The sequence below is a fragment of the Pseudonocardia hispaniensis genome, from assembly GCF_042658695.1.
Taxonomy (GTDB): Bacteria; Actinomycetota; Actinomycetes; order Mycobacteriales; family Pseudonocardiaceae; genus Pseudonocardia; species Pseudonocardia hispaniensis.
Genome location: NZ_JBHSQW010000031.1, coordinates 83,590 through 104,765 on the forward strand (window position 1 = coordinate 83,590; position 21,176 = coordinate 104,765).

At 72.6% G+C, this 21,176-nt stretch carries 19 protein-coding genes; 11 read left to right on the plus strand and 8 right to left on the minus strand.

Annotated elements, in window-relative coordinates; translation table 11 throughout:
- Positions 1-16 precede the first annotated feature (16 nt).
- From ACFQE5_RS14645 to ACFQE5_RS14655, 3 genes are read left to right on the plus strand one after another with little or no spacing between them, the layout of a single operon-like run.
- Complete coding sequence (locus ACFQE5_RS14645) at positions 17-2,290, plus strand: xanthine dehydrogenase family protein molybdopterin-binding subunit (RefSeq protein ID WP_379585495.1); 2,274 nt, start codon at positions 17-19, stop codon at positions 2,288-2,290.
- Between the two features lie 8 nt (positions 2,291-2,298).
- Entirely contained in the window at positions 2,299-2,847 is a 549-nt protein-coding gene (locus ACFQE5_RS14650; protein ID WP_379585698.1) for a (2Fe-2S)-binding protein, read from the plus strand.
- On the plus strand, positions 2,844-3,662 hold the full coding sequence (locus tag ACFQE5_RS14655) for an FAD binding domain-containing protein (RefSeq protein ID WP_379585496.1): 819 nt from the start codon (positions 2,844-2,846) through the stop codon (positions 3,660-3,662). The genes ACFQE5_RS14650 and ACFQE5_RS14655 overlap by 4 nt, the downstream gene beginning before the upstream one ends.
- 134 nt (positions 3,663-3,796) lie before the next feature.
- Here ACFQE5_RS14655 and ACFQE5_RS14660 read toward each other — a convergent pair whose 3' ends face one another.
- Both ACFQE5_RS14660 and ACFQE5_RS14665 read right to left on the minus strand, forming a co-directional pair.
- Positions 3,797-4,444 (minus strand): response regulator, encoded by a 648-nt coding sequence (locus ACFQE5_RS14660; RefSeq protein WP_379585498.1) that lies wholly within the window; start codon positions 4,442-4,444, stop codon positions 3,797-3,799.
- Entirely contained in the window at positions 4,441-5,673 is a 1,233-nt protein-coding gene (locus ACFQE5_RS14665; RefSeq protein ID WP_379585500.1) for a sensor histidine kinase, read from the minus strand. The genes ACFQE5_RS14660 and ACFQE5_RS14665 overlap by 4 nt, the downstream gene beginning before the upstream one ends.
- Positions 5,674-5,793: 120 nt before the next feature.
- Between ACFQE5_RS14665 and ACFQE5_RS14670 the strand changes: the two genes are divergently transcribed.
- Positions 5,794-6,390, plus strand: coding sequence for a hypothetical protein (locus tag ACFQE5_RS14670; RefSeq protein WP_379585501.1), 597 nt, complete (start codon positions 5,794-5,796; stop codon positions 6,388-6,390).
- Positions 6,391-6,405: 15 nt separating this feature from the next.
- On the opposite strand, the gene ACFQE5_RS14675 is transcribed toward ACFQE5_RS14670, so the two are convergent.
- From ACFQE5_RS14675 to ACFQE5_RS14700, 6 genes are all read right to left on the minus strand, one after another.
- Positions 6,406-6,651 (minus strand): hypothetical protein, encoded by a 246-nt coding sequence (locus ACFQE5_RS14675; protein WP_379585502.1) that lies wholly within the window; start codon positions 6,649-6,651, stop codon positions 6,406-6,408.
- Between the two features lie 85 nt (positions 6,652-6,736).
- A complete protein-coding gene (mftM, locus tag ACFQE5_RS14680) occupies positions 6,737-7,606 on the minus strand; it encodes a mycofactocin oligosaccharide methyltransferase MftM (protein ID WP_379585503.1) in 870 nt (289 codons plus the stop codon).
- Positions 7,603-9,156: a VWA domain-containing protein gene (locus ACFQE5_RS14685; RefSeq protein WP_379585504.1), complete on the minus strand. Its 1,554-nt coding sequence runs from the start codon at positions 9,154-9,156 to the stop codon at positions 7,603-7,605. The genes mftM and ACFQE5_RS14685 overlap by 4 nt, the downstream gene beginning before the upstream one ends.
- A gap of 22 nt (positions 9,157-9,178) precedes the next feature.
- The gene (locus tag ACFQE5_RS14690; protein ID WP_379585505.1) at positions 9,179-10,390 is read right to left on the minus strand and encodes an AAA family ATPase; all 1,212 of its coding nucleotides are present in this window, start codon (positions 10,388-10,390) and stop codon (positions 9,179-9,181) included.
- A 175-nt stretch (positions 10,391-10,565) separates the two neighbouring features.
- Positions 10,566-11,858 carry an NDMA-dependent methanol dehydrogenase gene (gene mdo, locus ACFQE5_RS14695; RefSeq protein WP_379585507.1) on the minus strand — a complete coding sequence of 431 codons (1,293 nt, stop codon included), beginning with the start codon at positions 11,856-11,858 and terminating at the stop codon, positions 10,566-10,568.
- A 199-nt stretch (positions 11,859-12,057) separates the two neighbouring features.
- Positions 12,058-13,146: a DUF952 domain-containing protein gene (locus ACFQE5_RS14700; RefSeq protein ID WP_379585511.1), complete on the minus strand. Its 1,089-nt coding sequence runs from the start codon at positions 13,144-13,146 to the stop codon at positions 12,058-12,060.
- A 140-nt stretch (positions 13,147-13,286) separates the two neighbouring features.
- On the opposite strand from ACFQE5_RS14700, the gene mftA reads away from it, so the two are divergent.
- The 7 genes from mftA to ACFQE5_RS14735 all read left to right on the plus strand — a co-directional run bounded on the left by mftA (position 13,287) and on the right by ACFQE5_RS14735 (position 21,128).
- A complete protein-coding gene (mftA, locus tag ACFQE5_RS14705) occupies positions 13,287-13,391 on the plus strand; it encodes a mycofactocin precursor MftA (RefSeq protein WP_379585513.1) in 105 nt (34 codons plus the stop codon).
- The gene (gene mftB / locus ACFQE5_RS14710) at positions 13,381-13,698 is read left to right on the plus strand and encodes a mycofactocin biosynthesis chaperone MftB (protein WP_379585515.1); all 318 of its coding nucleotides are present in this window, start codon (positions 13,381-13,383) and stop codon (positions 13,696-13,698) included. The genes mftA and mftB overlap by 11 nt, the downstream gene beginning before the upstream one ends.
- 70 nt (positions 13,699-13,768) lie before the next feature.
- Positions 13,769-14,959 (plus strand): mycofactocin radical SAM maturase, encoded by a 1,191-nt coding sequence (gene mftC, locus ACFQE5_RS14715; protein WP_379585517.1) that lies wholly within the window; start codon positions 13,769-13,771, stop codon positions 14,957-14,959.
- A gap of 59 nt (positions 14,960-15,018) precedes the next feature.
- A complete protein-coding gene (locus ACFQE5_RS14720) occupies positions 15,019-17,055 on the plus strand; it encodes a mycofactocin system FadH/OYE family oxidoreductase 1 (protein ID WP_379585519.1) in 2,037 nt (678 codons plus the stop codon).
- The gene (locus ACFQE5_RS14725; protein WP_379585520.1) at positions 17,052-18,986 is read left to right on the plus strand and encodes a mycofactocin system FadH/OYE family oxidoreductase 2; all 1,935 of its coding nucleotides are present in this window, start codon (positions 17,052-17,054) and stop codon (positions 18,984-18,986) included. Before ACFQE5_RS14720 ends, ACFQE5_RS14725 begins: the two co-directional genes overlap by 4 nt.
- Before the next feature lie 9 nt (positions 18,987-18,995).
- The gene (gene mftE, locus ACFQE5_RS14730) at positions 18,996-19,700 is read left to right on the plus strand and encodes a mycofactocin biosynthesis peptidyl-dipeptidase MftE (RefSeq protein ID WP_379585522.1); all 705 of its coding nucleotides are present in this window, start codon (positions 18,996-18,998) and stop codon (positions 19,698-19,700) included.
- 219 nt (positions 19,701-19,919) lie between these two features.
- Positions 19,920-21,128, plus strand: coding sequence for an AI-2E family transporter (locus ACFQE5_RS14735; RefSeq protein WP_379585699.1), 1,209 nt, complete (start codon positions 19,920-19,922; stop codon positions 21,126-21,128).
- The last annotated feature ends 48 nt before the right edge of the window (positions 21,129-21,176 follow it).

The window sequence follows — 21,176 nt, forward strand, 5'->3', positions numbered from 1 at the left end:
GATAGGCTCGGGCGTGATGAGCATCTTGGGCACGCGCGTGGTCCGCACCGAGGATCCGGTGTTCCTCACCCGGGGCGCCACCTACACCGATGACCTGACCGATGAGCGACTGACGGGAGCCCTGTACCTGACGTTCGTCCGTTCCCCGCTGGCGCATGCACGGATCACCGCGATCGACGTCGAGGCCGCGCGGCAGGCCCCCGGCGTCGTCGCGGTGTACACCGGCGCCGATCTCGGCCTCGACCCCGTGCTGCTGTTCCCGGGGGCGAACCGGGGGATGCGCCGTCCCTGGCTCGCCACCGAGAAGGTGCGCTTCGTCGGGGAGCCGGTGGCGGCCGTCCTCACCGAGGAGCTCTACCAGGGCCCCGACGCCGCTGAGCTGGTGGAGGTCGACTACGACCCGCTGCCCGCGGTGATCGACCTGACCGCCGCGGCCACCGATGAGGTGCTGCTGTTCGAGGAGGTCGGCACGAATACCGCCGCGGCCCACGGCATCGACGACGAGCCCGCCGCGGACCTCTTCGACGACTGCGAGGTCGTCGTCAGCCGCGAGATCGTCAACCAGCGGCTGGCCGCGGCCCCGCTGGAGACCAGGGCGGCCGCGGCGGCCTGGGGCGCCGACGGCCGCGTCACGGTCTTCTGTTCCAACCAGAACGCCCAGGGCGCCCGGGACGAGATCGCCCGCTGGCTCGGGCTGGACCGCGACCTCGTCCATGTCGTGCTGCCCGATGTCGGCGGCGGCTTCGGGGCCAAGATCGGCGCCGACCCCGAGTTCGCGCTCGTCGTGCATCTGGCGAAGTTGCAGGGGCGGCCGGTCCGCTGGTCCGAGAGCCGCTCGGAGAACATGACGGGGATGGTGCAGGGGCGCGCGCAGCGCCAGACCATCACGATCGGCGGCAGCCGCGACGGCACGGTCAAGGCCTACCGGCTCGACATCCTCGCCGACGCGGGCGCCTACCCGCGGCTGGGCGCGTTCCTGCCGCAGTTCACCCGGATGATGGCGCCCGGCACCTACGACATCGAGCGGCTCGAGACCCGCGCCAGGGTCGTCGTCACCAACACGACCTCGATCGGCGCCTATCGTGGCGCCGGACGTCCCGAGGCCACCGCGGCGATCGAGCGGGCGATGGACCTGTTCGCCGCCGAGATCGGTATGGACCCGGCCGAGGTCCGTAAGCGCAACGTGATCGCCCCCGGCGCGTTCCCGTTCACCACCAAGGGCGGGGTCCAGTACGACAGCGGCGAGTACGCCAAGGCCATCGACAAGGCGCTGGCCGCGGCGGGTTACCCGCAGCTGCGCGCCGAGCAGGCCGCCCGCCGCGAGCGGGGCGACACCACACTGCTCGGCATCGGTGTCTCGTCCTATGTGGAGATCACCGGGGGCGGTGCGTACGCCGAGAACGCGGCGGTGGAGGTGCATCCCGACGGCACCGCTACCGTGCTCACCGGAACCTCCCCGCACGGCCAGGGCCACGCCACCGCATGGGCCATGCTCGCCAACGAGCACCTCGGTATCCCGATCGAGAAGATCACCGTGAAGCACGGCGACACCGACCTGATCCCTCAGGGGTCCGGGACGATGGGCTCGCGGAGCCTGCAGACCGGCGGCGTCGCCGTGTATCAGGCCGCCGGGGAGCTGGTCGAGCTGGCCAAGCAGCGCGCCGCCGACCTCCTTGAGGCCAATGTGGACGATCTCGAGGTCGACAAGGCGAACGCGGCCATCGCGGTCCGGGGCGTCCCGGGAGCGAAGAGCCTGACGTTCGCCCAGCTCGCCGAGCGGGAGCCGCTGCGGGTCGACACGGTATGGGACGGCCAGAAGCCGAGCTTCCCGTTCGGCGCGCACGTCGCGGTGGTCGAGGTCGACCGGGAGACCGGCAAGGTCACCGTCGAGCGTCTCTTCGCCGTCGACGACGCGGGCCCCGTGCTCAACCCGCTGCTGTTCGACGGGCAGCGGCACGGCGGCATCGCCCAGGGCATCTCGCAGGCGCTGCTCGAGGAGGTCGTCTACGACCCCGAGGGCCAGCCGCTGACCGCCACGTTCGCCGACTACGGGTTCCCGTCGGCCGCCGAGCTGCCCAGTTTCGACCTCGTCGACATGCAGACGCCGACGCCGATCAATCCCTTGGGGTACAAGGGAGTCGGTGAGGCGGGCACGATCGGCGCGACCCCGGCCGTGCAGAGTGCGGTCGTCGACGCCCTGTCGCACCTGGGCGTGCGCCACATCGACATGCCGACCACCCCGCTACGGGTCTGGGAGGCCATCCAGGCCGCTGCGGAGGGCGCCAAGTGAGCACCAGGGTGAAGGTGGAGATCACCGTCAACGGCCAGTCGACCAGCGCGGACGTCGAGCCGCGGCTGCTGCTCGCGCACTACCTGCGGGAGCACGTAGGGCTGAAGGCCACCAACATCGGCTGCGACACGACGTCGTGCGGCGCGTGCACCGTGCTGCTCGACGGCCAGTCGGTGAAGTCGTGCACGGTGCTTGCGGTGCAGGCCGATCAGCAGTCGGTCACCACCCTGGAGGGGCTCGCCGACCTCTCGCCCGGCGACCAGCCGCATCCGATGGTGCGGGCGTTCCGCGAGGAGCACGGCCTGCAGTGCGGCTTCTGCACGCCGGGAATGGTGCTGGCGGCGGTGAGTCTGCTCGCCGAGAACCCGGACCCCACCGAACGTGACGTCCGGGAGGGGCTGGAGGGCAACCTCTGCCGGTGCACCGGCTACCACAACATCGTCCGCGCCGTGCTGTCGGCGGCCGGAAAGGACCCGGACGCCGTACCGCGCGCGGAGGCCGAGGGCGACGCCGCGCGCACCGCGCCGGGGTTCTCCACGAGGGAGGCGGGCGCGTGATCCCCGTCGGATTCGACTACGCCCGGCCCGACTCGGTCGACGCCGCGCTGGCGCTGCTGGCCGAGCACGGTGAGGACGCCACGATCCTGGCGGGTGGGCATTCGTTGCTGCCGGTGATGAAGCTGCGGCTGGCCGCGCCCGAGCTCGTCGTCGACATCGGACGGCTCGGCGAGCTCGACTACATTCGCGCCGACGGGCCGGAGATCGCCATCGGCGCCGGAACCCGGCACCACAGTCTGGAGATCTCGGAACTACTGGCCGCCGAGGTGCCGCTGCTGCCCGCGGTGGCCCGCACGGTCGGGGATCCGCAGGTGCGCCACCGTGGCACGATCGGCGGCTCGCTGGCACACGCCGACCCCGCCTCGGACCTGCCTGCGGCGGTGCTCGCCCTGGACGGGAGCGTCGTGTTGCGCAGCCCGCGCGGCGAGCGCACCGTTCCGATCACGCGGTTCTACACCGGCGTGTTCTCCACGGTGAAGGAGCCCGACGAGCTGATCGTCGAGGTCCGGGTGCCGCACACCGGATCGGCGGGCTGGGCGTTCGAGAAGTTCACCCGGCGGGCCAACGACTGGGCGATCGTCGGCGTTGCCGTCGCCGATGGCCGAATCGGGCTGGTCAACATGGGCTCCACCCCGCTGCGCGCCTCGGCCACCGAGGCCGCACTCGCCCGCGGGGCGTCCATCGAGGAGGCGGCGTTGCTGGCCGATCAGGACACCGATCCGCCGGCGGATATCGCGGCTACCCCGCAGTACCGCCGTCACCTGGCGAGGGTCCTGACCGGACGCGCCCTGCGGACCGCCCGACCCCGATCATGATCGGCATGTGGGAAGCCGCGGCCGCGATTTTCGCGGCTCCGGCCGCCGAAACGCCGATCAAGCCCGGAGCGACGGCCTGGGTGGACGGGCGGGGCGACGGGCCGGAGTGATGGCCGGGCGGCACGAACGCCGGTTCAGGGGACGAGGCCCGCGGTCTGGGCAGCGATCGCGGCCTGGGTACGCGAGCGCAGGCCGAGCTTGGTCAGCACGCGCGACACGTGGGTCTTCGTGGTCGCCTCGCTGATCACGAGCTCGGCGGAGATCTCCGCATTGGACAGTCCGCGCCCCAGGCAGGCCAGCACATCGGTCTCCCGCGGCGTCAGCTCGTCCAGCCCCGGCACCTCGGCGTGCGCGGCCCTTCCGCCCGCGGCGAACCGCCTGATCACCCGGCGGGTGATCTCCGGAGCGAGCACGCCATCCCCGCGAGCGACCGCGCGCACCGCGTCGAGCAGCCGCGGGGCGTCGACCGACTTGAGCAGGAACCCCGCGGCGCCGGCCGCGAGCGCGGAGTCGACGTAATCGTCCAGGTCGAACGTGGTGAGCACCAGGACCTGCCCCTGCTGGGCGGTCATGAGCTGCCGGGTTGCCTCGATGCCGTCGACGCCGGGCATCCGGATGTCCATCAGCACGACGTCGGGTTGCAGCGTCGTGGCCATCCGCACCGCCTGCGCTCCGTCGGCCGCCTCGCCGACGACCTCGATGTCAGGCGCGGATTCCAGGATCATCACCAATCCCGTCCGCACCGCGGCCTGATCGTCGGCCACCACCACCCGGATGCTCACTGGTTCCCCCCGGCGGGTCTCGCCACCGCCGAGCCCGGCGCGTCGACCGGCAGCTCGGCCCGCAGCCGCCAGACCTCGGCCTCCCGGCCTGCGGCGAGCGACCCGCCGACCGCCTGGGCGCGTTCGCGCAGCCCGAGCAGCCCGGTCCCGGTACCGCCGGCCCCGCCGGACCCCGCGGTCAGCTCGTTGGTCACCTCGATCACCAACCGTCCGTCGTCGTGGCGCAGGTGCAGCCGCACCGCGCCGCCGGGGGAGTGCTTGGCCGCGTTGGTGAGCGCCTCCTGCACGATCCGGTAGGCGGCCAGCTCCACCCCGGCGGCGGCCGCCTGTCCCACGGGCCGCTCGTCGACCAGCTCCACCCGCAGCCCGCTGGCCCGCGCCGAGTCGAGCAGGGGGGCAAGCTGGTCGAGCCGGCCAGGCGCGGTGCGCGGTTCGGTCGCGCCGTCGGCGCGCAGCAGCCCGATCATCGTGCGCATCTCGGCCAGTGAGGCGACGCTGTTCTCCCGCACCGAGGTCAGTACCCGCCGCATCGTCGCCGGATCGGCGCCGGCCAGCGAGAGGGCCGCCTCGGACTGCAGCGCGATCGCGGAGAGCTGCCCGGCGATGACATCGTGCAGGTCGCGGGCCATCCGGGCGCGCTCGGCGGCGACGGCGGCGGCGCGGTCGAGCTCGGCCATCCGCTGGGCCGCCTCGGCGCGGGCGCGTTCTGCCTCGGCCTGTTCGCGGTGGCGGCGCACCTCGGCCGCCCACAGCACGGGCACGACCAGGATCAGCCACAGGCTGAGAAGGTTCAGCAGGGCGGCCCGCCCACCCTCGTGGACCAGGCTGAACCCGGCCGCGCCGACGACCGCGACCGCCGCCGCGCCCGATACCACCCAGCTGGCCCGGTGCGGGGTGTACAGCACCGCGCAGTAGAGCTGGTCGGCGAAGACCAGCAGGATCCCCAGCGCGGTCGTACCGGTCAGCAGCGGCCCGCAGAGCACGGCCAGGACGCCGAAGGCCAGCGCGAGCAGCGGCCGGGTCCGCCGCTGGGTCTGGCCGAGGCAGGCCAGCGCCAGCGCCCCGGCCGAGACCCAGATCGAAGGTTCGGGTCCGGGCGGCCCCCAGTTGATCCGGACCTCGGGCACGATCCACTGCAGCAGCAGCCCGATCCCGAGATAGCCGACGGCCACCATGCCGTCCTGGACCCACCGCCGCTCGGGGACTCGACGGGCACCCAGCGCGATCACACGTCCATCTCAGCACGCCGGCGGGCACCCGACGTCCGACGAAGGATGTACCCCGCGCCCGGTGAAGATCGGTGGGAGGACCGACGACCGGGAGTCGGATCGGCGGCAGGCTCGACGGACGTGGGGACGCTCCTGAACGAGAATCCGCTGCTGCTGTTGATCGCCGCCTGCGAGGTCGGCTTCTGGGTGCTGCTGGGTGCGGGGCTGTTCGCCCGCTACGTGCTGCGGCAGCGGCGGCTGAGCACGGTGCTGCTGCTGTGCGTGCCGTTGCTCGACGTCGTGCTGGTGGCGGCGTCGATCGCCGATGTCGCCGGCGGCTCGCAGCCGGGAGGGACCCATGGGCTCGCCGCGATCTACCTGGGTTTCACCGTGGCGTTCGGACATTCGATGGTGCGCTGGGCCGACGCGCGCTTCGCCCACCGCTTCGCCGGCGGCCCGCCCCCGCCGCGGCCCCCGCAGCACGGCACGGCGAAGGTCGTCCACGAGTGGCGAGAATGGGGCAAGGCCGCCATCGCGTGGGCGATCGCGATGGGCGTCATGCTGGTCATCGCCACCGTCGCGAGGATCGGGATCCCGGCCCCGCAGGTTTGGTTCGACGATCCGTTCTGGAGCTGGGCGGCCCGCGGCGGCGCGGTCGTCGCGATCTGGTTCGTCGGCTGGCCACTGTGGGTCACACTGAACCCGCCGCGGGAGAAGGAGGCCGACCGTGCCCGGTGAGCGACGGCCCGCCGCTCACCGGCGGCGCCGCCGCAGGCAGCGCGGACACGTCGGGCCCGGGTTCAGCTGCCAGTCGTGTGAGCTCAACCATCCGGCGACGCCGGGATCGGTGATCGGATCGACGCCGGCGAGCTCACCCGTCAGCAGCGGGCCGTCCCCGCAGTACACACAGGCCACCTCGGCGACCGGGCCACGCGGCGCACAGTCCTGACAGAACCCACGAATGACCAGCCCGGCCGAACCGGGCACCAGCCACGTCACAGCCAGATCCGTGCGCAACCGGTGCGCGGCCGCGACGGTTCGCGGGCGTCGGCCACATTGGGGGCACGACCCATCCCACCCGGCGTCACCAGGGCGGGGCTGCCCCGCGCCCATCAGCCTCGCCGCCCCCGGTCGGTGGACAACTCCGCCATGCGCGCACCGTAGCCGAACCCTCACGCCCGAAAGCGGTGCGACACGCCGCGACGCTGGGTGTCGTTGCCACCCGATCGGGACAGGCCGCGCCGGACGGCTGGTCACGGTCGATGACCAGCCAGCCGCCGTGATGGTCACTCACCCGGAACGGATGCCCGCTGGACTCGCCCAGCGCCCGCAGCGTCGCATGGTCGAACCGGCGAACGTGGCCCCAGATCGCGTTCGGGACCTTTTCGTAGGGCACCGCGATGACGACGCGGCGCCGGGCCAGCCGCAGCATCTCGGCCAGGACCCGGTCCCCGGCGGCCTCGGGCAGATGTTCGAGCAGGTGCACGGCCAGCACGGTGTCGGCGCAGCCGTCGGCCAGCGGCACCGCGCAGGCGTCCCCGGCGAGCGCGGCGACGCGGCGGCCCAGCCGCGGCGCCATGCGGGCCAGCAGCGTCGCCGTACCCGCCGACACGTCGACGGCGGTGACCCGGTGCCCCGCCGCGGCGAGCCGAAGGGACAGGAAGCCGAAGCACGATCCGAGCTCCACCACGTCGTGCCCGACGGTCAGTGCGGCGGCCCGGGCGTGCACCGGGGCGAGCTCGGCGTTCGTACCGCCGGGCCGGGCGGTGCCCTCCAGCGCGGCGAGGGTGTTGCGGTAGAAGGCGAACCACGCCTCGTCCGGGTCGGGTGCGGCACTGGTCACGACGGCCACGAACGCCGCCTCGAAGGCCACCGGGTGCAGCAGCCCGGGGCCTACCAGGGTGCGGGCGAGCCACCCGGCGAGATCATTGTCCAGCCGGTCGAGAAGGATCATCGGCCGATCAGCTCGCCGGCCATCTCGTGCGCCGTCTGCTCCAGGCCGGTGAGGTCGCGGACCACTCGCACGCGGTCGCAATGCTCCGCGTACGCCGGTAGGTCGCAGCGGCCCAGCCGCCACGAGTAGCGCGGCTCGGGGGTGAGCCAGATCGTCTCGCGGGCCCGCCGGGTGAGCTCGATGAACGCCGCCATGTTGGGGTCGTTGCCGTTGCCGCGGCCGTCCCCGAGCACCAGCACCGTGGAGCGCCGGGTCACCGCCGACCCGTACTCGTCGAGGAACCTCCCGAACGCGAACCCGTAATGCGAGTTGGCGTCGACGTCGAGCAACTCCCCGCCGAACACCTGGCCCAGCGCCTGTTCCACCGGGTGGTCGGCGAACAGCTCGGTGATCTCGACGATGTCGGCGACGAACGCGAACGAGCGCACCTGCCCGAACAGATCCTGCAGCCCGTGCACCAGGTGCAGGGTGAACCGCGCCGTGGCGCGCACCGACAGTGACACGTCGGCCAGCACCACCAGCCGCGGCTTGTCCTCGATGCGCCGCACGGTGACCGGGGTGAAGGGGACGCCGTCGAAGCGCATGTTGCGGCGCATCGTGCGGCCCGAGTCGATCCGACCCTGCGGTGAGACGCGACGGCGGTGGGTCAGCGCACCGTGCAGCGTCGTGGCGAGCCTGCGCAGCGAGTCCTCCAGCTGCATCCGCTCCGCCTCGCCCGCCCGGTCGATCTCGACGACTCGCGGCTCGTCGTCCCCGGCGCCCGCAGTGCCTTCCAGGATCCGCTGCTCGAGCTCCAGCAGCCGCTCCAGATGCCGCTTGATCGCCTCGGGCAGGTTGGCCAGCACCCCGGAGAGTCTGCGCCGCAGGGCCGTCAGGTCGTCCTCGATTCCCTCCTCGCGCGCCACCTCCTCCTCGGCGGTGGTGAGCCAGCCCAGCAGCGCCTCCTGCTGGGCGACGGACAGGTCGGCGTCGACCCTGGTCCCGGTCGCGGTGGAGACGTCCCCGGGCAGTCCCGCCCCGGAGAGCCGGTCGGTCTCGATCTGGACCCGGTGCCCCTCGCTCACCTGGCCGGTGGCGTTGTCCTTGGAGAAGACGATCTCGTCGGTCAGCGCGGCCAGGTCGATCTTGTTGGCCTCCTGGTGCAGGTTGTACTGCTCGGCCAGGTCCTCGGGATCGAAGAAGTCCCGGATATCGACCGGCTTGCCGTGGTTGTGGTCCTGCTGCGGGCTCTCGCTCGGCGTCTCGGAGAGGGTGAAGTTCTCCAGGGCACCCTGGTCGGACAGGTCACCGTGGCCGTGCCCGTGGCCGTGGCCGTGCTCGGTCTCGCCGACCTTGACCAGCGCGAAGAACGCATCGAACACCTCGTCGAAGGTCGACTCGTCGCGCCGGTCCTTGATCAGCGCGACTCGCAGCGCCGCCTTGAGCAGGTCCCGGTGCGCGAGAATGCCGGGCTGGCCCGCGCAGCTCATCGCGTCGAGTGCCTCGGAGACCGAGATCCGCACCCCGCGCCGCCGCAGCAGCCGGACGAAACGGTGGATGCTCGCTTCCATCTGCAGTCCGCCTACCGCGCTCTCACCGGGCCCGCTTGCGGCCGAGCCCGAACGACCGGCTGCCCTGCCCGGACGTGACGGTGCGCGGCTTCGCCGGGCCGGTGTCGCCGATCGGTCCCGGGGTGCCGTACAGGGCCTCGCCGTGCCGGCCCGGCTGGTCGCGGGCCGCGCGCACCCGTGCGCCGTCCAGGTCCCCCGGGTCGTCGTGGCCGTGCCCGTGCCCGTGGCCGTGGCCGTGCCCGTGGCCGTGGCCGTGGTCGGAGATGACCGCGTTCGGATCGACCAGCCGGGGCAACGCGTCCAGGGCCTTGCGGACGTCCTTGTCGTACTTGACGACGACGGACACGGTGTCCGACAGAACCTGCGCGCTGAGCTCGTCCACCCCCAGCACGGCCAGCGTGCGTGCCCAGTCGATGGTCTCGGAGATGCTCGGCGCCTTGCGCAGCTCCAGTTCGCGCAGCCCGCGTACGACGTTGACCAACTCCTCGGCCAGCGCGTCACCCAGGCCCGTCTTCTTCGACCGGACGATCTCCAGTTCCCGCTCCGCCGTGGGGTAGTCGAGGAACAGGTGCAGGCAGCGGCGCTTGAGCGCGGCGGCCAGGTCCCGGGTGTTGTTGGAGGTGAGCAGCACGTAGGGGCGTCGGCGGGCGGTGAACGTGCCGATCTCGGGGACGGAGATCTGGAACTCGCCCAGCGTCTCCAGCAGCACCGCCTCGAGCGCCTCGTCGGCGCGGTCGACCTCGTCGATGAGCAGCACGACCGGCTCCGGGGACCGGATCGCCTCCAGCAGCGGACGCGGGGCGAGGAAGCGTTCGGAGAAGAACACGCTCTCCTGCGTGCCGATCCGCTCGACGGCCGCGTGCAGGTCGGGGGCGTCGGCCACCACCTGGCCGATCTTCTCCCGCAGGATCTGGGTGTAGAGCAACTGCTTGCCGTAGTCCCACTCGTAGAGCGCCTTGGTCTCGTCCTGGCCCTCGTAGCACTGAAGGCGCAGCAGCCTGCGCCCGGTGGCGACCGCGAGCATCTTGGCCAACTCGGTCTTGCCGACCCCGGCGGGCCCCTCCAGCAGCAGTGGCTTGTCCAGCCGGGTCAGCAGGAACACCGTGGTCGCCAGGCGGGTGTCGGCGATATAGCCCTGTCGTTGCAGCGCCTCGATCACGGCAGCGACGGATTCGAACGGGGCGTTCGCCGACTCGCCGCGCTTCGCCGCGACATCGGCCAGATCTTCGGACACGCAGTGCTCCTTCCGTGCGCCGCGGTCCATGGGGCCGGCCGCGGCGGCTGCGCCGGAACCGCGCTCGCGGGTTCCGAGATGGACGCAGCCGGCGGGCCTGTCGGCTCCCCGAGTACCCGGGGCGGGGCGCAACGAGCCCGCTGGCTGCGGTGGACGGGTGCGGGGGCGCCGGACGTCAGCCGAGCAGATCGTCCAGGTCGCCGGTCATGCAGTGCTCCACGACCGGTCGGACGGTCTCGAACGTGCACTCCTTCGGGTTGCCGGGGGTGCAGGCGTCACCGAGGACGTGGTGGGTGATCGCGTCGACGTCGGCCGCGTCGCCCTTGATCTGCGCGCGGTTCTCGTAGTACCTGGTCGGGCCCTGACCGAGCCGGTTCTTCGAGTAGCTGTCCGGGGTGATGTCGATGAACCGCTCCGGGATGCCCACATCGCGCAGCAGCCGGATCGAGGCGGCGAGGGCCGCCTCGGCGGCCTGCACCTTGGTCATGCCGTGGGTGTCGATGCCCATCGCCTCGGCGATGTCGGCGAACCGGTCGTAGCAGACCGGCATGTTGAACGCCCACACCCGGGGCAGGGCGATCGCGTTGTTGAGGCCGTGGTGGGTGTCATAGAAGGCCGACACCGCGTGCGAGATCGAATGGATGATTCCCAGACCACCGGAGTTGAACGCCTGCGCGGCGATGTACTGCGCATACATCATGCCCTCGCGGCCGGCCAGGTCCTGGCCGTTCCAGACCGCGGCGCGCAGGTTCTGCGCCGTCAGCTTGACCGCATGCAGCGCGTTGCCCAGCGACGGGTGGAAGTTCAGCCGGGACACGTAGGGCTCGGACGCGTGGGCGAGCACGTCGAAACCACATTGCGCGGTGTAGTCGATCGGGCAGTCGTAGTAGAGCACCGGATCGTCGATGGCGAGGGTGGCGACCGACGAGTCGTCGAATGCGACGTACTTGTGCGGGTTTTCCGGGTCGGTCGTGGTGTCGGTGATGACATAGGCCCAGGAGGTCTCCGAGCCGGTTCCGGCGGTGGTGGAGACCGCGATATGCGGCGGGTTCTGCGGGGTCTCCGACTTGTTGAAGCCCTCGAACTCATTGATGTTTCGGCCGTCATGGGCGATGGAGATGCGCGCACCCTTACAGGCGTCGTGACTGGAGCCGCCGCCGATCGAGACGAAGCTGTCGCAATTGTTCTGCCGGTAGCGGTCCACAGCGTCCATGACGTTGTAGTCCTTGGGGTTCGACTCGACCTTGTCGTAGACGACGACCTCAAGGCCGTGGTACTTCATCGATTCGACGATCTTGTGGACGATATCGGTCCCGCGCAGGCCCGAGGTCATCACGAGTGTTTTCTTGAAACCCAGCTTGAGTGCCTCCGGGCCGATCATCTCGTGCGCCCCGGGACCCATCAGCGCCCGGGGGAACGGGTGGAACTCCTTGATGGGGAATGGCTTCAACAGCTCGTCGACCTGCATGACAGCCCTTTCTGGTGCCGGTACTGGGTCGCGCCGGACGCTAGGACCGGGGTGACCGCGCGCACAGCGCACCGGAGGCAAAACCGTCAAGAGGTGGGGGGTGAAACCGTCGGCTCGGGTAGGTGGGGCCCGGTTCGGTCGGGCCAGGGCGGGGGTGCCCGGTGCGGCCGGAGCCGGATCTTCCGGGCACCCGGCCGGGTCATTCGCCGCGGCCGGCGGTCCAGGCCTCGGTCATCGGGGTGAACCCGTGGCGCGGGTAGTCCTGCCGGGGCCAGTCCGCGGCGACCGCGTCGAGGCCGAGCAGGTCGCATCCGGCGCGCTCGGCGACCGCCGCCGCTTCGGCCAGCAGCGCCTCCGCGTGTTCGCCGCGTTCGCTTGCCACCGCGTCGAGAACCGCCGTGGCGCCGTCGATCTCCAGCACCGCCGCGGCCACGACGGACCCGCGTTCATCGCGCACGACCAGGTAGCGAACGTCGACGACGGTGTCGTCGAGCGGGAACCGGTCGGGTATCAGGTCGTTGCCCCAGGCCTTCGCCCAGAACGGACGAACGTCGGCGAGCCGGGCGGGCTCCGCGCAATCGCCGGCCGGGGCCGCGCCGAGCACGCGGCCCCATGCCGCCTCGCGGCGGATCCACCAGCCGTGCCGCTCGAGTTCGTCGGCCACCGGGTTGGGGGCCGGGCCGCGCAGCGTCACCCGGCGGAACGGGCGCCCCGCCCCGCCGAGCGCGCGGTCGGCCGCGGCGATCACCTCGTCCGCCGAGACCGGGGCGTCGAGCAGCAGTTGGTTGAGCGCGCGCGACCACGGCAGATCCGACTGCACCAGCGCCACCCCGCCGGACACCGGGACCTGCGTCGTCGCGAGTCTGCGCGGCAGGGACTCGGCGAACGTCGCCAGCCGACGGGCGTGGTCGGCGCGGACCGGCGGGGTGGGCGGAGGGTCGAAGCCGCCGTCGGGCCGTGGGCGGTAGGCCTGCACGGCCACGACGGCGGACGTCGGGACCGCGCCGTAGGCGTGCGGAAAGCGCATCGTCGCCGGGTCGCCGGGCACGCCGGGCTCCCAGCGCACCTCGATGCCCTCCGCGTCCAGCCGACTCCGGTCGACGACCAGCAGGACCAGGTCATGGCGGTCGCGGAAGAGCCGGGTGGCCGGCAGCGCCACCTGTTCCGCGGTGGAGAGATGGACGAATCCGACCTCGGACAGCGACGGCGGCGCGACCATCCGGGTGGCCAGCGCGGCCCGCCATTCGCTCCGGCTGCACAGGTGGAGCAGGGATGCGGAGGTGTTCACGGCGGTCAGCATGCCGGGTATGCGGTTCGGCCTGTCCGATCGGAGGGGCCTTCGGGCGGCAGGCTTGCTTTCGGCACCGGGTGCCAATACCGTCGCGGCAGCTTCGCCACACCGACAGCGTCGTTCCAGGAGGTAGCGCCGTGGCCCCGATCGAGCAGAACCAGTCCGAGCAGGACGCCGCGCCGGTCATCGACGAGACCCTTGTGGAAGAGGTCTCCATCGACGGCATGTGCGGTGTCTACTAAGCCGCTCGGCGACCGCGCGCCGCAGGCCGTCCCGGGTGAGGGGTTCGATCCCGGGACGGCCTACCGGTGCAGCCCCAGCGTGGCGCTGCGCCCCGAACCGTTCGGCGCGCTGGTCTACCACTTCGGCACCCGCAAGCTCTCGTTCCTCAAGACGCCACAGCTCGTGGAGGTCGTGCGGGGCCTTGAGCACCATCGCGACGTGCATTCCGCGATCGCCGCGGCGGGCGTCGCCGAGGCGCAGCGTCCGGCCTATCTGAGGGCCCTGGCCGGGCTGGCCGCGTCCGGAACCATCGAAGCCCGCTCGTGACGATCGGGGCGGCGCCCTCGACCCGCCCCCGCTCGACCCACCCCGTTCGGCCCACCACAGTGGAGTGTCCGTGAAGCTGGTCGACCATTTTCAGTACGGCCTGAACTCACCGATCTGTTTGACCTGGGAGCTCACCTACGCCTGCAACCTGGCGTGCGTGCACTGCCTGTCCTCCTCCGGGCGGCGCGACCCGCGCGAGCTGTCCACCGAGGAGTGCAAGGCCGTCGTGGACGAACTGCAGCGCATGCAGGTCTTCTACGTCAACATCGGGGGCGGCGAGCCGACCGTCCGCCCGGACTTCTGGGACATTCTCGACTACGCGATCACCCACGACGTAGGGGTCAAGTTCTCCACCAACGGGATCAAGCTCGACAAGAGGCGGGCCGCCCAGCTGGCGGCGACCGACTACGTCGACATCCAGGTCTCGCTCGACGGGGCCACCCCCGAGGTCAACGACCACGTGCGCGGGCCCGGCTCGTTCCACACCGCGATCCGCGCGCTGGAGAACCTCGCGGAGGCCGGGTTCGCCAAGCCCAAGATCAGCGTTGTCATGACGCGCGAGAACGTCGACCAACTCGACGAGTTCAAGGCGATCGCCGACACGTTCGGGGCCCAGCTGCGGATCACCCGGATGCGTCCGTCCGGTCGTGGCGCCGACGTCTGGGACGAACTGCATCCCACGCCCGCCCAGCAGCGCCAGCTCTACGACTGGCTGGTCGCGCGCGGCGAGGATGTGCTCACCGGCGACTCGTTCTTCCATCTCTCCGCGTACGGGGAGGCCCTGCCCGGGCTGAACCTGTGCGGCGCCGGCCGGGTCGTGTGCCTCATCGACCCCGTCGGCGACGTCTACGCCTGCCCGTTCGCGATCCACCAGAACTTCCTTGCCGGAAACGTCCGTTCCCCGGGCGGTTTCCAGGAGATCTGGCGGAACTCGGAGCTGTTCGCGCAGCTGCGCGGGCCGCAGACCGGTGGGGCCTGCGGCGGCTGCGAGCATTTCGACGCCTGCCAGGGTGGGTGCATGGCGGCCAAGTTCTTCACCGGTCTGCCGCTGGATGGTCCCGATCCGGAGTGCGTGCGCGGCTTCGGCGAGCAGGCCTTGGCCGCCCGCGACGCGGACACCGCGATCCCGCGCTCCGATGTGGACCACAGCCGCTCGGCGCCCCGCAACTCGCGGGGTCCGGTTCCGGTCACGATCGGGGTGGGCCGGCCGGACCGGGCCTGCGACACCAGTCCGCTGGCCGGGTTCTCCGCGCGGGTGTGAGCGTCGATCCGGAGCCGACGGCCGCGATCGTCGCGGCTCGCGGCTGCGAACCTGCGATCGTGGCACCCGGGAGCGGGACGACGGTGTCCCTCACCGCGCCGGTCCGGCTGCGCGACCGGACTGCGGGCAGCCGCGTCCTGTTCGGTCCGCATGAGACCAACCTGGCTCGCGACCGTGAGTTCTCCGACCGGCATGTCGCCTACTACGCGCGCCGGGCGGCCGGTGGGGCCGGCGTGATCGTCACCGAGATCGCATCGGTGCACGACAGCGATTGGCCATACGAACGGGCCCCGCTCGCCGCGGACGCCGGACCCGGATGGGCCGAGATCGTCCGGGCCTGCCGCCCGTACGGTGCGCTCGTGCTGGCCGGGCTCGGTCACGCCGGCGCGCAGGGCTCCTCGGCCTACGGACAGCAGGCACTGTGGGGGCCGTCGCGGATCGCCGACGTGGTCAGCCGCGAGGTCCCGATGGAGCTGGAACAGCCCGAGATCGACGCGTTGGTGGCCGGGTTCGCGGCGGCGGCCGCGGCGGCCGCCGCGGCCGATCTGGACGGGGTCGAGGTGAACGCCGGGCAGCACTCGTTGCTGCGGCAGTTCCTGTCCGGGCTGACCAACCGGCGCACCGACGGTTACGGCGCCGACCGTGCCCGGCTGCTGCGCGAGGTGCTGACCGCGGTCCGTGTTGCGGTGGGCCCCGACCGGGTGCTGGGCCTGCGGCTGTGCGCCGACGAACTGGCCCCCTGGGCAGGTATCGTCCCCGAGTCCGCCGCGGCGGTGGCCGTCTCGGTGGCCGGGCTGGTCGACTACCTGGTGCCGGTCCGCGGGTCGGGCATGTCCGTCTCGGCCACCCGACCCGACCTGCACACCGAGCCCGGGTTCAACCGGGGGTTGTGCGCGGGCATCCGGGCCGCCGTCGCCGGGGCGGTGCTGGTGGTGCTGCAGGGCAGCGTCGTCGATCCGGCGATGGCCCAGGCCGTTCTGGACGACGGCAGCGCCGACCTGGTCGAGATGACCCGCGCGCAGATCGCCGAGCCGGACCTCGTCGCCCTGGTGCGGGCCGGGGCGGCCGGCCGGGTGCGCCCGTGCACGCTGTCCAACCAGCGCAGCATGGTGCGCGATCCACGCAACCCGATCGTGTCCGACGAGGCCGAGCCGCGGTCCGGTCATGAGACCGAGGACCCGCCGGTCGAGGGCCGGGCCCCGGATCCGGGCGAGGTGCTCGTCGTCGGTGGTGGACCGGCCGGGCTGGAGGCGGCGCGGGTCGCGGCACTGCGCGGGCACCGGGTGCGGCTCGCGGAACGTTCGACCCGGCTCGGTGGGGCGTTGCGGCTGGCCGCCGCAGTGGGCGGACGGGCCCGGATGGGGCTGCTCATCCCGTGGTGGGAACGCGAGCTGGCCCGGCTCGGGGTCGCGATCGACGTCGGCGTCGAGATCACCGAGGCCGACCTGGACGCGGCGGCGGACACCGGCGTCGCGGCGCTGCTGGCGACGGGGTCGCGGCCGGGCCCGTTCGGCTTCGCCACGACCGCCGGGACCGTCGTGCTGACCGCGGCCGAGTTGCAACGGTCCGTCCTGCGCGCCGGCTCGACCGCGGCCGCCCTGGCCCGGCTGCCCGACGGCGTGGTCGTCGTGCATGACCCCGTCGGGGATCCCACCGGGGTCGGGGTGGCCGAGCAGGTCGCCGCGGCGGGCCGGCCGACCGCGCTCGTCACCCCCGACCAGGTGGCGGGCGCCCAGCTCACCCGCACCGGCGATCTCGCCGACGCCAACAGTCGGCTGCAGCGGGCCGGGGTGGTCCGGGAGCTGCGCAGCACGCTGCGTTCGGTGGGCGCCGGCCGAGCGCGGCTGGAGCACGTCTGGACCCGCGAGCGTCGCGAGATCGACTGCGCGGTGCTGATCGACTGTGGGTACCGGCTGCCCGAGGACGCCCTGTGGAGCGCGCGCCCGCACCTGCCCCGGGCCGGGGACTGCGTCGCTCCACGAACCGTCCACGAGGCGGTGCTGGAGGGGCGACGGATGGCGATGGCCGTGGGGGCCACGGGCGCGCAGCCGACCCGGAGCGCGACCGCTCGCCCCCGTGCGGCGGCGCCGCGATGATCTTCTCACCGGTGCGGATCGGTCCGCTGACGCTGCGCAACCGCATCGTGTTCGCCGCCCATCTGACCAACTACGCCGTCGATGGGCTGCCCAGCGCTCAGCACCTCGCCTACTACGCCGCGCGGGCTGCCGGCGGTGCCGGGCTGATCATCACCGAGGAGCACTCGACGGATCCGGCCGATCGGCCCTACGAGAAGCTGATCCACGGGTTCGACCCGGCGGTGATCCCCGCCTACCGGCGGATCACCGGCGCCGTGCACGCGCACGGCGTCCCGATCCTCGCCCAGCTCAACCACAACGGCGGCCAGTCGTCGGGGATGTACTCGCGGCTGCCGGTCTGGGGGCCCTCGCCGGTGCCCGACCCGCTGTTCCGCGAGGTGCCGAAGGCCGTCACCGCCGCGGAGATCCGCCAGATCATCGCCGGGTACGGCCGGGTCGCCGGGCACTGCATCGCGGGCGGGTTCGACGGGGTCGAGCTGCAGTGCTCGCACGCGTCGATCATCCGGGGGTTCCTGTCCCCGGTCACGAACCGCCGCACCGACTGCTACGGCGGCTCGCCGCGACGCCGTGCCCGGCTGCTGCTGGAGATCGTCGACGCCGTGCGCGAGGCGATCGGCGCCGACCGCGTCCTGGGCGTGCGCATCTGCGGCGAGGAGTTCGTCGAGGGCGGTATCGAGCTCGACGAGGCGGTCGGGCTCGCGCGGATGCTGGAGGCGCACGGGGGGATCGACTACCTCAACACCTCGATCGGCGTCGCCACCGCGAGCCTGCACCTGATCGAGGCGTCGATGCACGTCCCGAAGGGCTACGCGCTGCACATCCCGGCGGCCATCCGGCGTGCGGTGCGGCTGCCCGTGGTCGGGATCGGCCGGTTCACCGACCCGGCGCAGGCCGAGCGGGCCCTCGCCGAGGGGTGCTGCGACCTCGTCGGTGTCGTCCGCGGGCAGGTCGCCGACCCGGACTTCGTGGCCAAGGCCAAGGCCGGGACCGGCGTGCGCGCCTGCGTGGGGTGCAACCAGCACTGCGTGGGCCGGGTAGGGCTCAACCGCCGGCTGGGGTGCGCGGTGAACCCGGCCGCGGGCCGCGAGGCGGTCCCGGTGCCGGCTCCGACCGTTCGCGGGCGGCGGGTGCTCGTCGTCGGCGGCGGGCCCGCCGGGTTACAGGCCGCGGTCAGCGCCGCCCGGCGGGGGCACCGGGTCGTGCTCTGCGAACGCGACGCCGAGCCAGGTGGCCAGGTGCGCCTCGCCGCCGCCGCACCGGGTCGCGGCGAGCTGTCGGGTGTCGTCGCCAACCTGCTGGCCGACTGTCGGCGGCTCGGCGTGCAGATCCGCGCCGGGGCCGAGGTGGACGCCCGATGGGTACGCGACCAGCGACCCGATGCCGTGGTGCTCGCGACCGGGGCCCGGCCCGCCGCGCCGGACTGGGCCGACGGGCTCGACCGGGTCGTCGACGTCCGGGCCGTGCTGGGCGGGCAGGTGGCGCCGTCCGGGTCGGTACTGGTGTACGACGAGCTCGGCTTCCACCCGGCCACCTCGGTGGCCGAACTGCTGGCTGCCCGCGGGTGCACGGTGGAGATCGCGACGCCCGGCATGGTCGTGGGGCAGGACCTCGGCCTCACGCTCGACATGGAGCTGTTCCACGTCCGCGCGCACGCCGCCGGGATCACGCTGAGCCCCGACCGGGTCGTGCTGGGGGCCGCCGCGCACTCCGGTGGCGGTGTGGCGCTGCGGATGCTGCACCACCCGACCGGAACGATTCGCACCCAGATGTGCGACTGGGTGGTCTGCGCGGTGCCGCCCCGGCCCGCGGATGAGCTGTGGCATGCCTTGCGGGACAACGGGTTTGCGGTGTATCGGGTCGGTGACTGCCTGGCCCCGCGGCGGGTGCCCGAGGCCGTGGCCGAGGGGCATCGGGTCGCCGAGTCGCTCTAGGGTCGTGGCGTGCCGCTGCTGCAGGAGCTGACCTGGTCCGATCTCGGCGGGGCGCGGCCGACGCTCGTGGTGCCGGTCGGGTCGGTCGAACAGCACGGGGCGCACCTGCCGCTGCACACGGACGTCCGGATCGCCGAGGCCGTCGCCCGTCTGGTGCTCGCCCGGGAGCCCGCACTGGTCGTCGCACCCGCGGTCGCCTACGGGGCCGCGGGTGAGCACGAGGGATTCGCCGGGACGGTGTCGATCGGACACGAGGCGCTGCGGTTGCTGCTGGTCGAGCTCGGCCGCTCGGCATGCCGGTGGGCCGGGCGGCTGGTGCTGCTCAACGGGCACGGCGGCAACGTGCCCACGCTTGTGTCGGCTGTGCGGCTGCTGCGCCACGAGGGGCGGGATGCCGCGTGGATTCCCTGTGCCGCACCGGGATTCGACGCCGACGCGCACGCCGGGCGCACCGAGACGTCGCTGATGCTGGCGCTGGAGCCCGACGCCGTGCGGGCCGAGCGCGCGGTCGCCGGCAACACGGCGCCGCTGCGGGACCTGCTTCCCGCGATGCGCGACGGCGGTGTCGCGGCGGTGAGCGCCAGCGGCGTGCTCGGAGATCCGGCCGGTGCCAGCGCCCAGGAGGGCCGAGCCCTGCTCGCCGCCATCGCCGACGCCGTCGTCGCCGCCATCCGCGGCTGGGACCCCACCGAGAACGGCCGCCTCCGCTCCTGACCCGCCCCGCGAGTCGCGGTATTTCCGTGCGCGAGTCGCGGTATTTCCGTGCGCGAGTCGGGGCTCGCCGACGACGGTGGACGCAGCGGGTAACGTCCGGCGATCATCATTGCGAACGCTGCGCCGGGCAACCGACGGGCCGGCACGGATCCGGGGTTCGGTGCGACTTCCGGTCGCGCCGCGGGCCGTCATGGATGGGAACAGGAGTGACACGTGGCCATGGTGAACGGCCGTCCCGGTGGTCGGGGCTCGGCGATCGGTCGTGCGGTGTCGTCCACATCGCGGTGGAGCCTGAGGCTCGTCCTGATCGCCCTGGGTGTCGCACTCCTGTTCTGGCTCGGCGCTCAGCTGTGGGTGATCGTGCTGCCGGTCCTGCTGGGGCTGCTGATCACCACCGTGCTGTGGCCGCCGGTCGCCTTCCTGCGCCGGCACCGCTGGCCGCCCGCCCTCGCCGCCGCGACGGTGCTGCTCGGCGGCCTGATCGTGCTCGGCGGCCTGATCACGCTCGTCACCATGTCGATCGCGGGCAGCTTCGACGAGATCGCGGCCGGTGCGTCCATCGGTCTCGAGCGGATCCGTCAATGGCTGGTCGGACCGCCGTTGAACCTCGGGCAGAGCCAGTTGGACGACGCCCTGTCGGCCGTGACGCGGCAGCTGCAACAGAGCGTGTCGTCGATCGCCTCCGGCGTGCTCACCGGTGTGGGTGCCGTCACCTCCGGTGTCGTGACCGGGGTGTTGGCCCTCGTGCTCGCGTTCCTGTTCCTCAAGGACGGTCCCCGCTTCCTGCCGTGGCTGGACGGTGTCGTCGGCTCGACGGCCGGATCCCACCTGTCCGAGGTCTCCGTCCGTATCTGGCGCACTCTCATGGGGTTCATCCACACGCAGGCGATCGTCGCGCTCATCGACGCCGTGTGCATCGGGATCGGCCTGGTGATCGTCGGTGTTCCGCTCGCACTGCCGCTGGCCGTGATCACGTTCCTGGGCGGCTTCGTGCCGATCGTCGGTGCGTTCGTCGCCGGGGCGCTCGCCGTGCTCGTCGCCTTGGTGAGCAACGGGTTCACCACCGCACTCGTCGTTCTGGCGATCGTCGTGGCGGTGCAGCAGATCGAGGGCAACGTCCTGCAGCCGATCCTGCAGTCCCGCAGCGTGCAGCTGCACGCCGCGGTCGTGCTGCTCGCGGTGGCCGCCGGTGGCACGCTCTTCGGCATCGCCGGCGCGTTCCTCTCGGTTCCGGTCGTCGCCGCGGCGGCGGTCGTGCTGCGCTATCTGTCCGAGCAGCTGGACGGCGGCGTCGGACCGGCAGAGGGGACGCTGAGCGAACCGCGCGACGGAGCCTCGTCGCCGACCACGGGCCTCGATGCGGCGGAGCGGCCGGCCAGCAGCCGGGGGAAGGGGACCGGCGCTGACGGTGCGGCGGTGGGTGTCTGAGCCAGCGGCATCCCGACTCGCGCACGGAAATACCGCGACTCGCGGGGC

What these genes read in the sequence shown, in the direction of transcription:
- ACFQE5_RS14645 (WP_379585495.1), top strand. Translation starts at nt 17, where the DNA reads ATGAGCATCTTGGGCACGCGCGTGGTCCGCACCGAGGATCCGGTGTTC.
- mftM (WP_379585503.1), bottom strand. Translation starts at nt 7,606, where the DNA reads ATGATCCTTCTCGACCGGCTGGACAATGATCTCGCCGGGTGGCTCGCC.
- ACFQE5_RS14685 (WP_379585504.1), bottom strand. Translation starts at nt 9,156, where the DNA reads ATGGAAGCGAGCATCCACCGTTTCGTCCGGCTGCTGCGGCGGCGCGGG.
- mdo (WP_379585507.1), bottom strand. Translation starts at nt 11,858, where the DNA reads ATGCAGGTCGACGAGCTGTTGAAGCCATTCCCCATCAAGGAGTTCCAC.
- ACFQE5_RS14725 (WP_379585520.1), top strand. Translation starts at nt 17,052, where the DNA reads ATGATCTTCTCACCGGTGCGGATCGGTCCGCTGACGCTGCGCAACCGC.
- ACFQE5_RS14735 (WP_379585699.1), top strand. Translation starts at nt 19,920, where the DNA reads ATGGTGAACGGCCGTCCCGGTGGTCGGGGCTCGGCGATCGGTCGTGCG.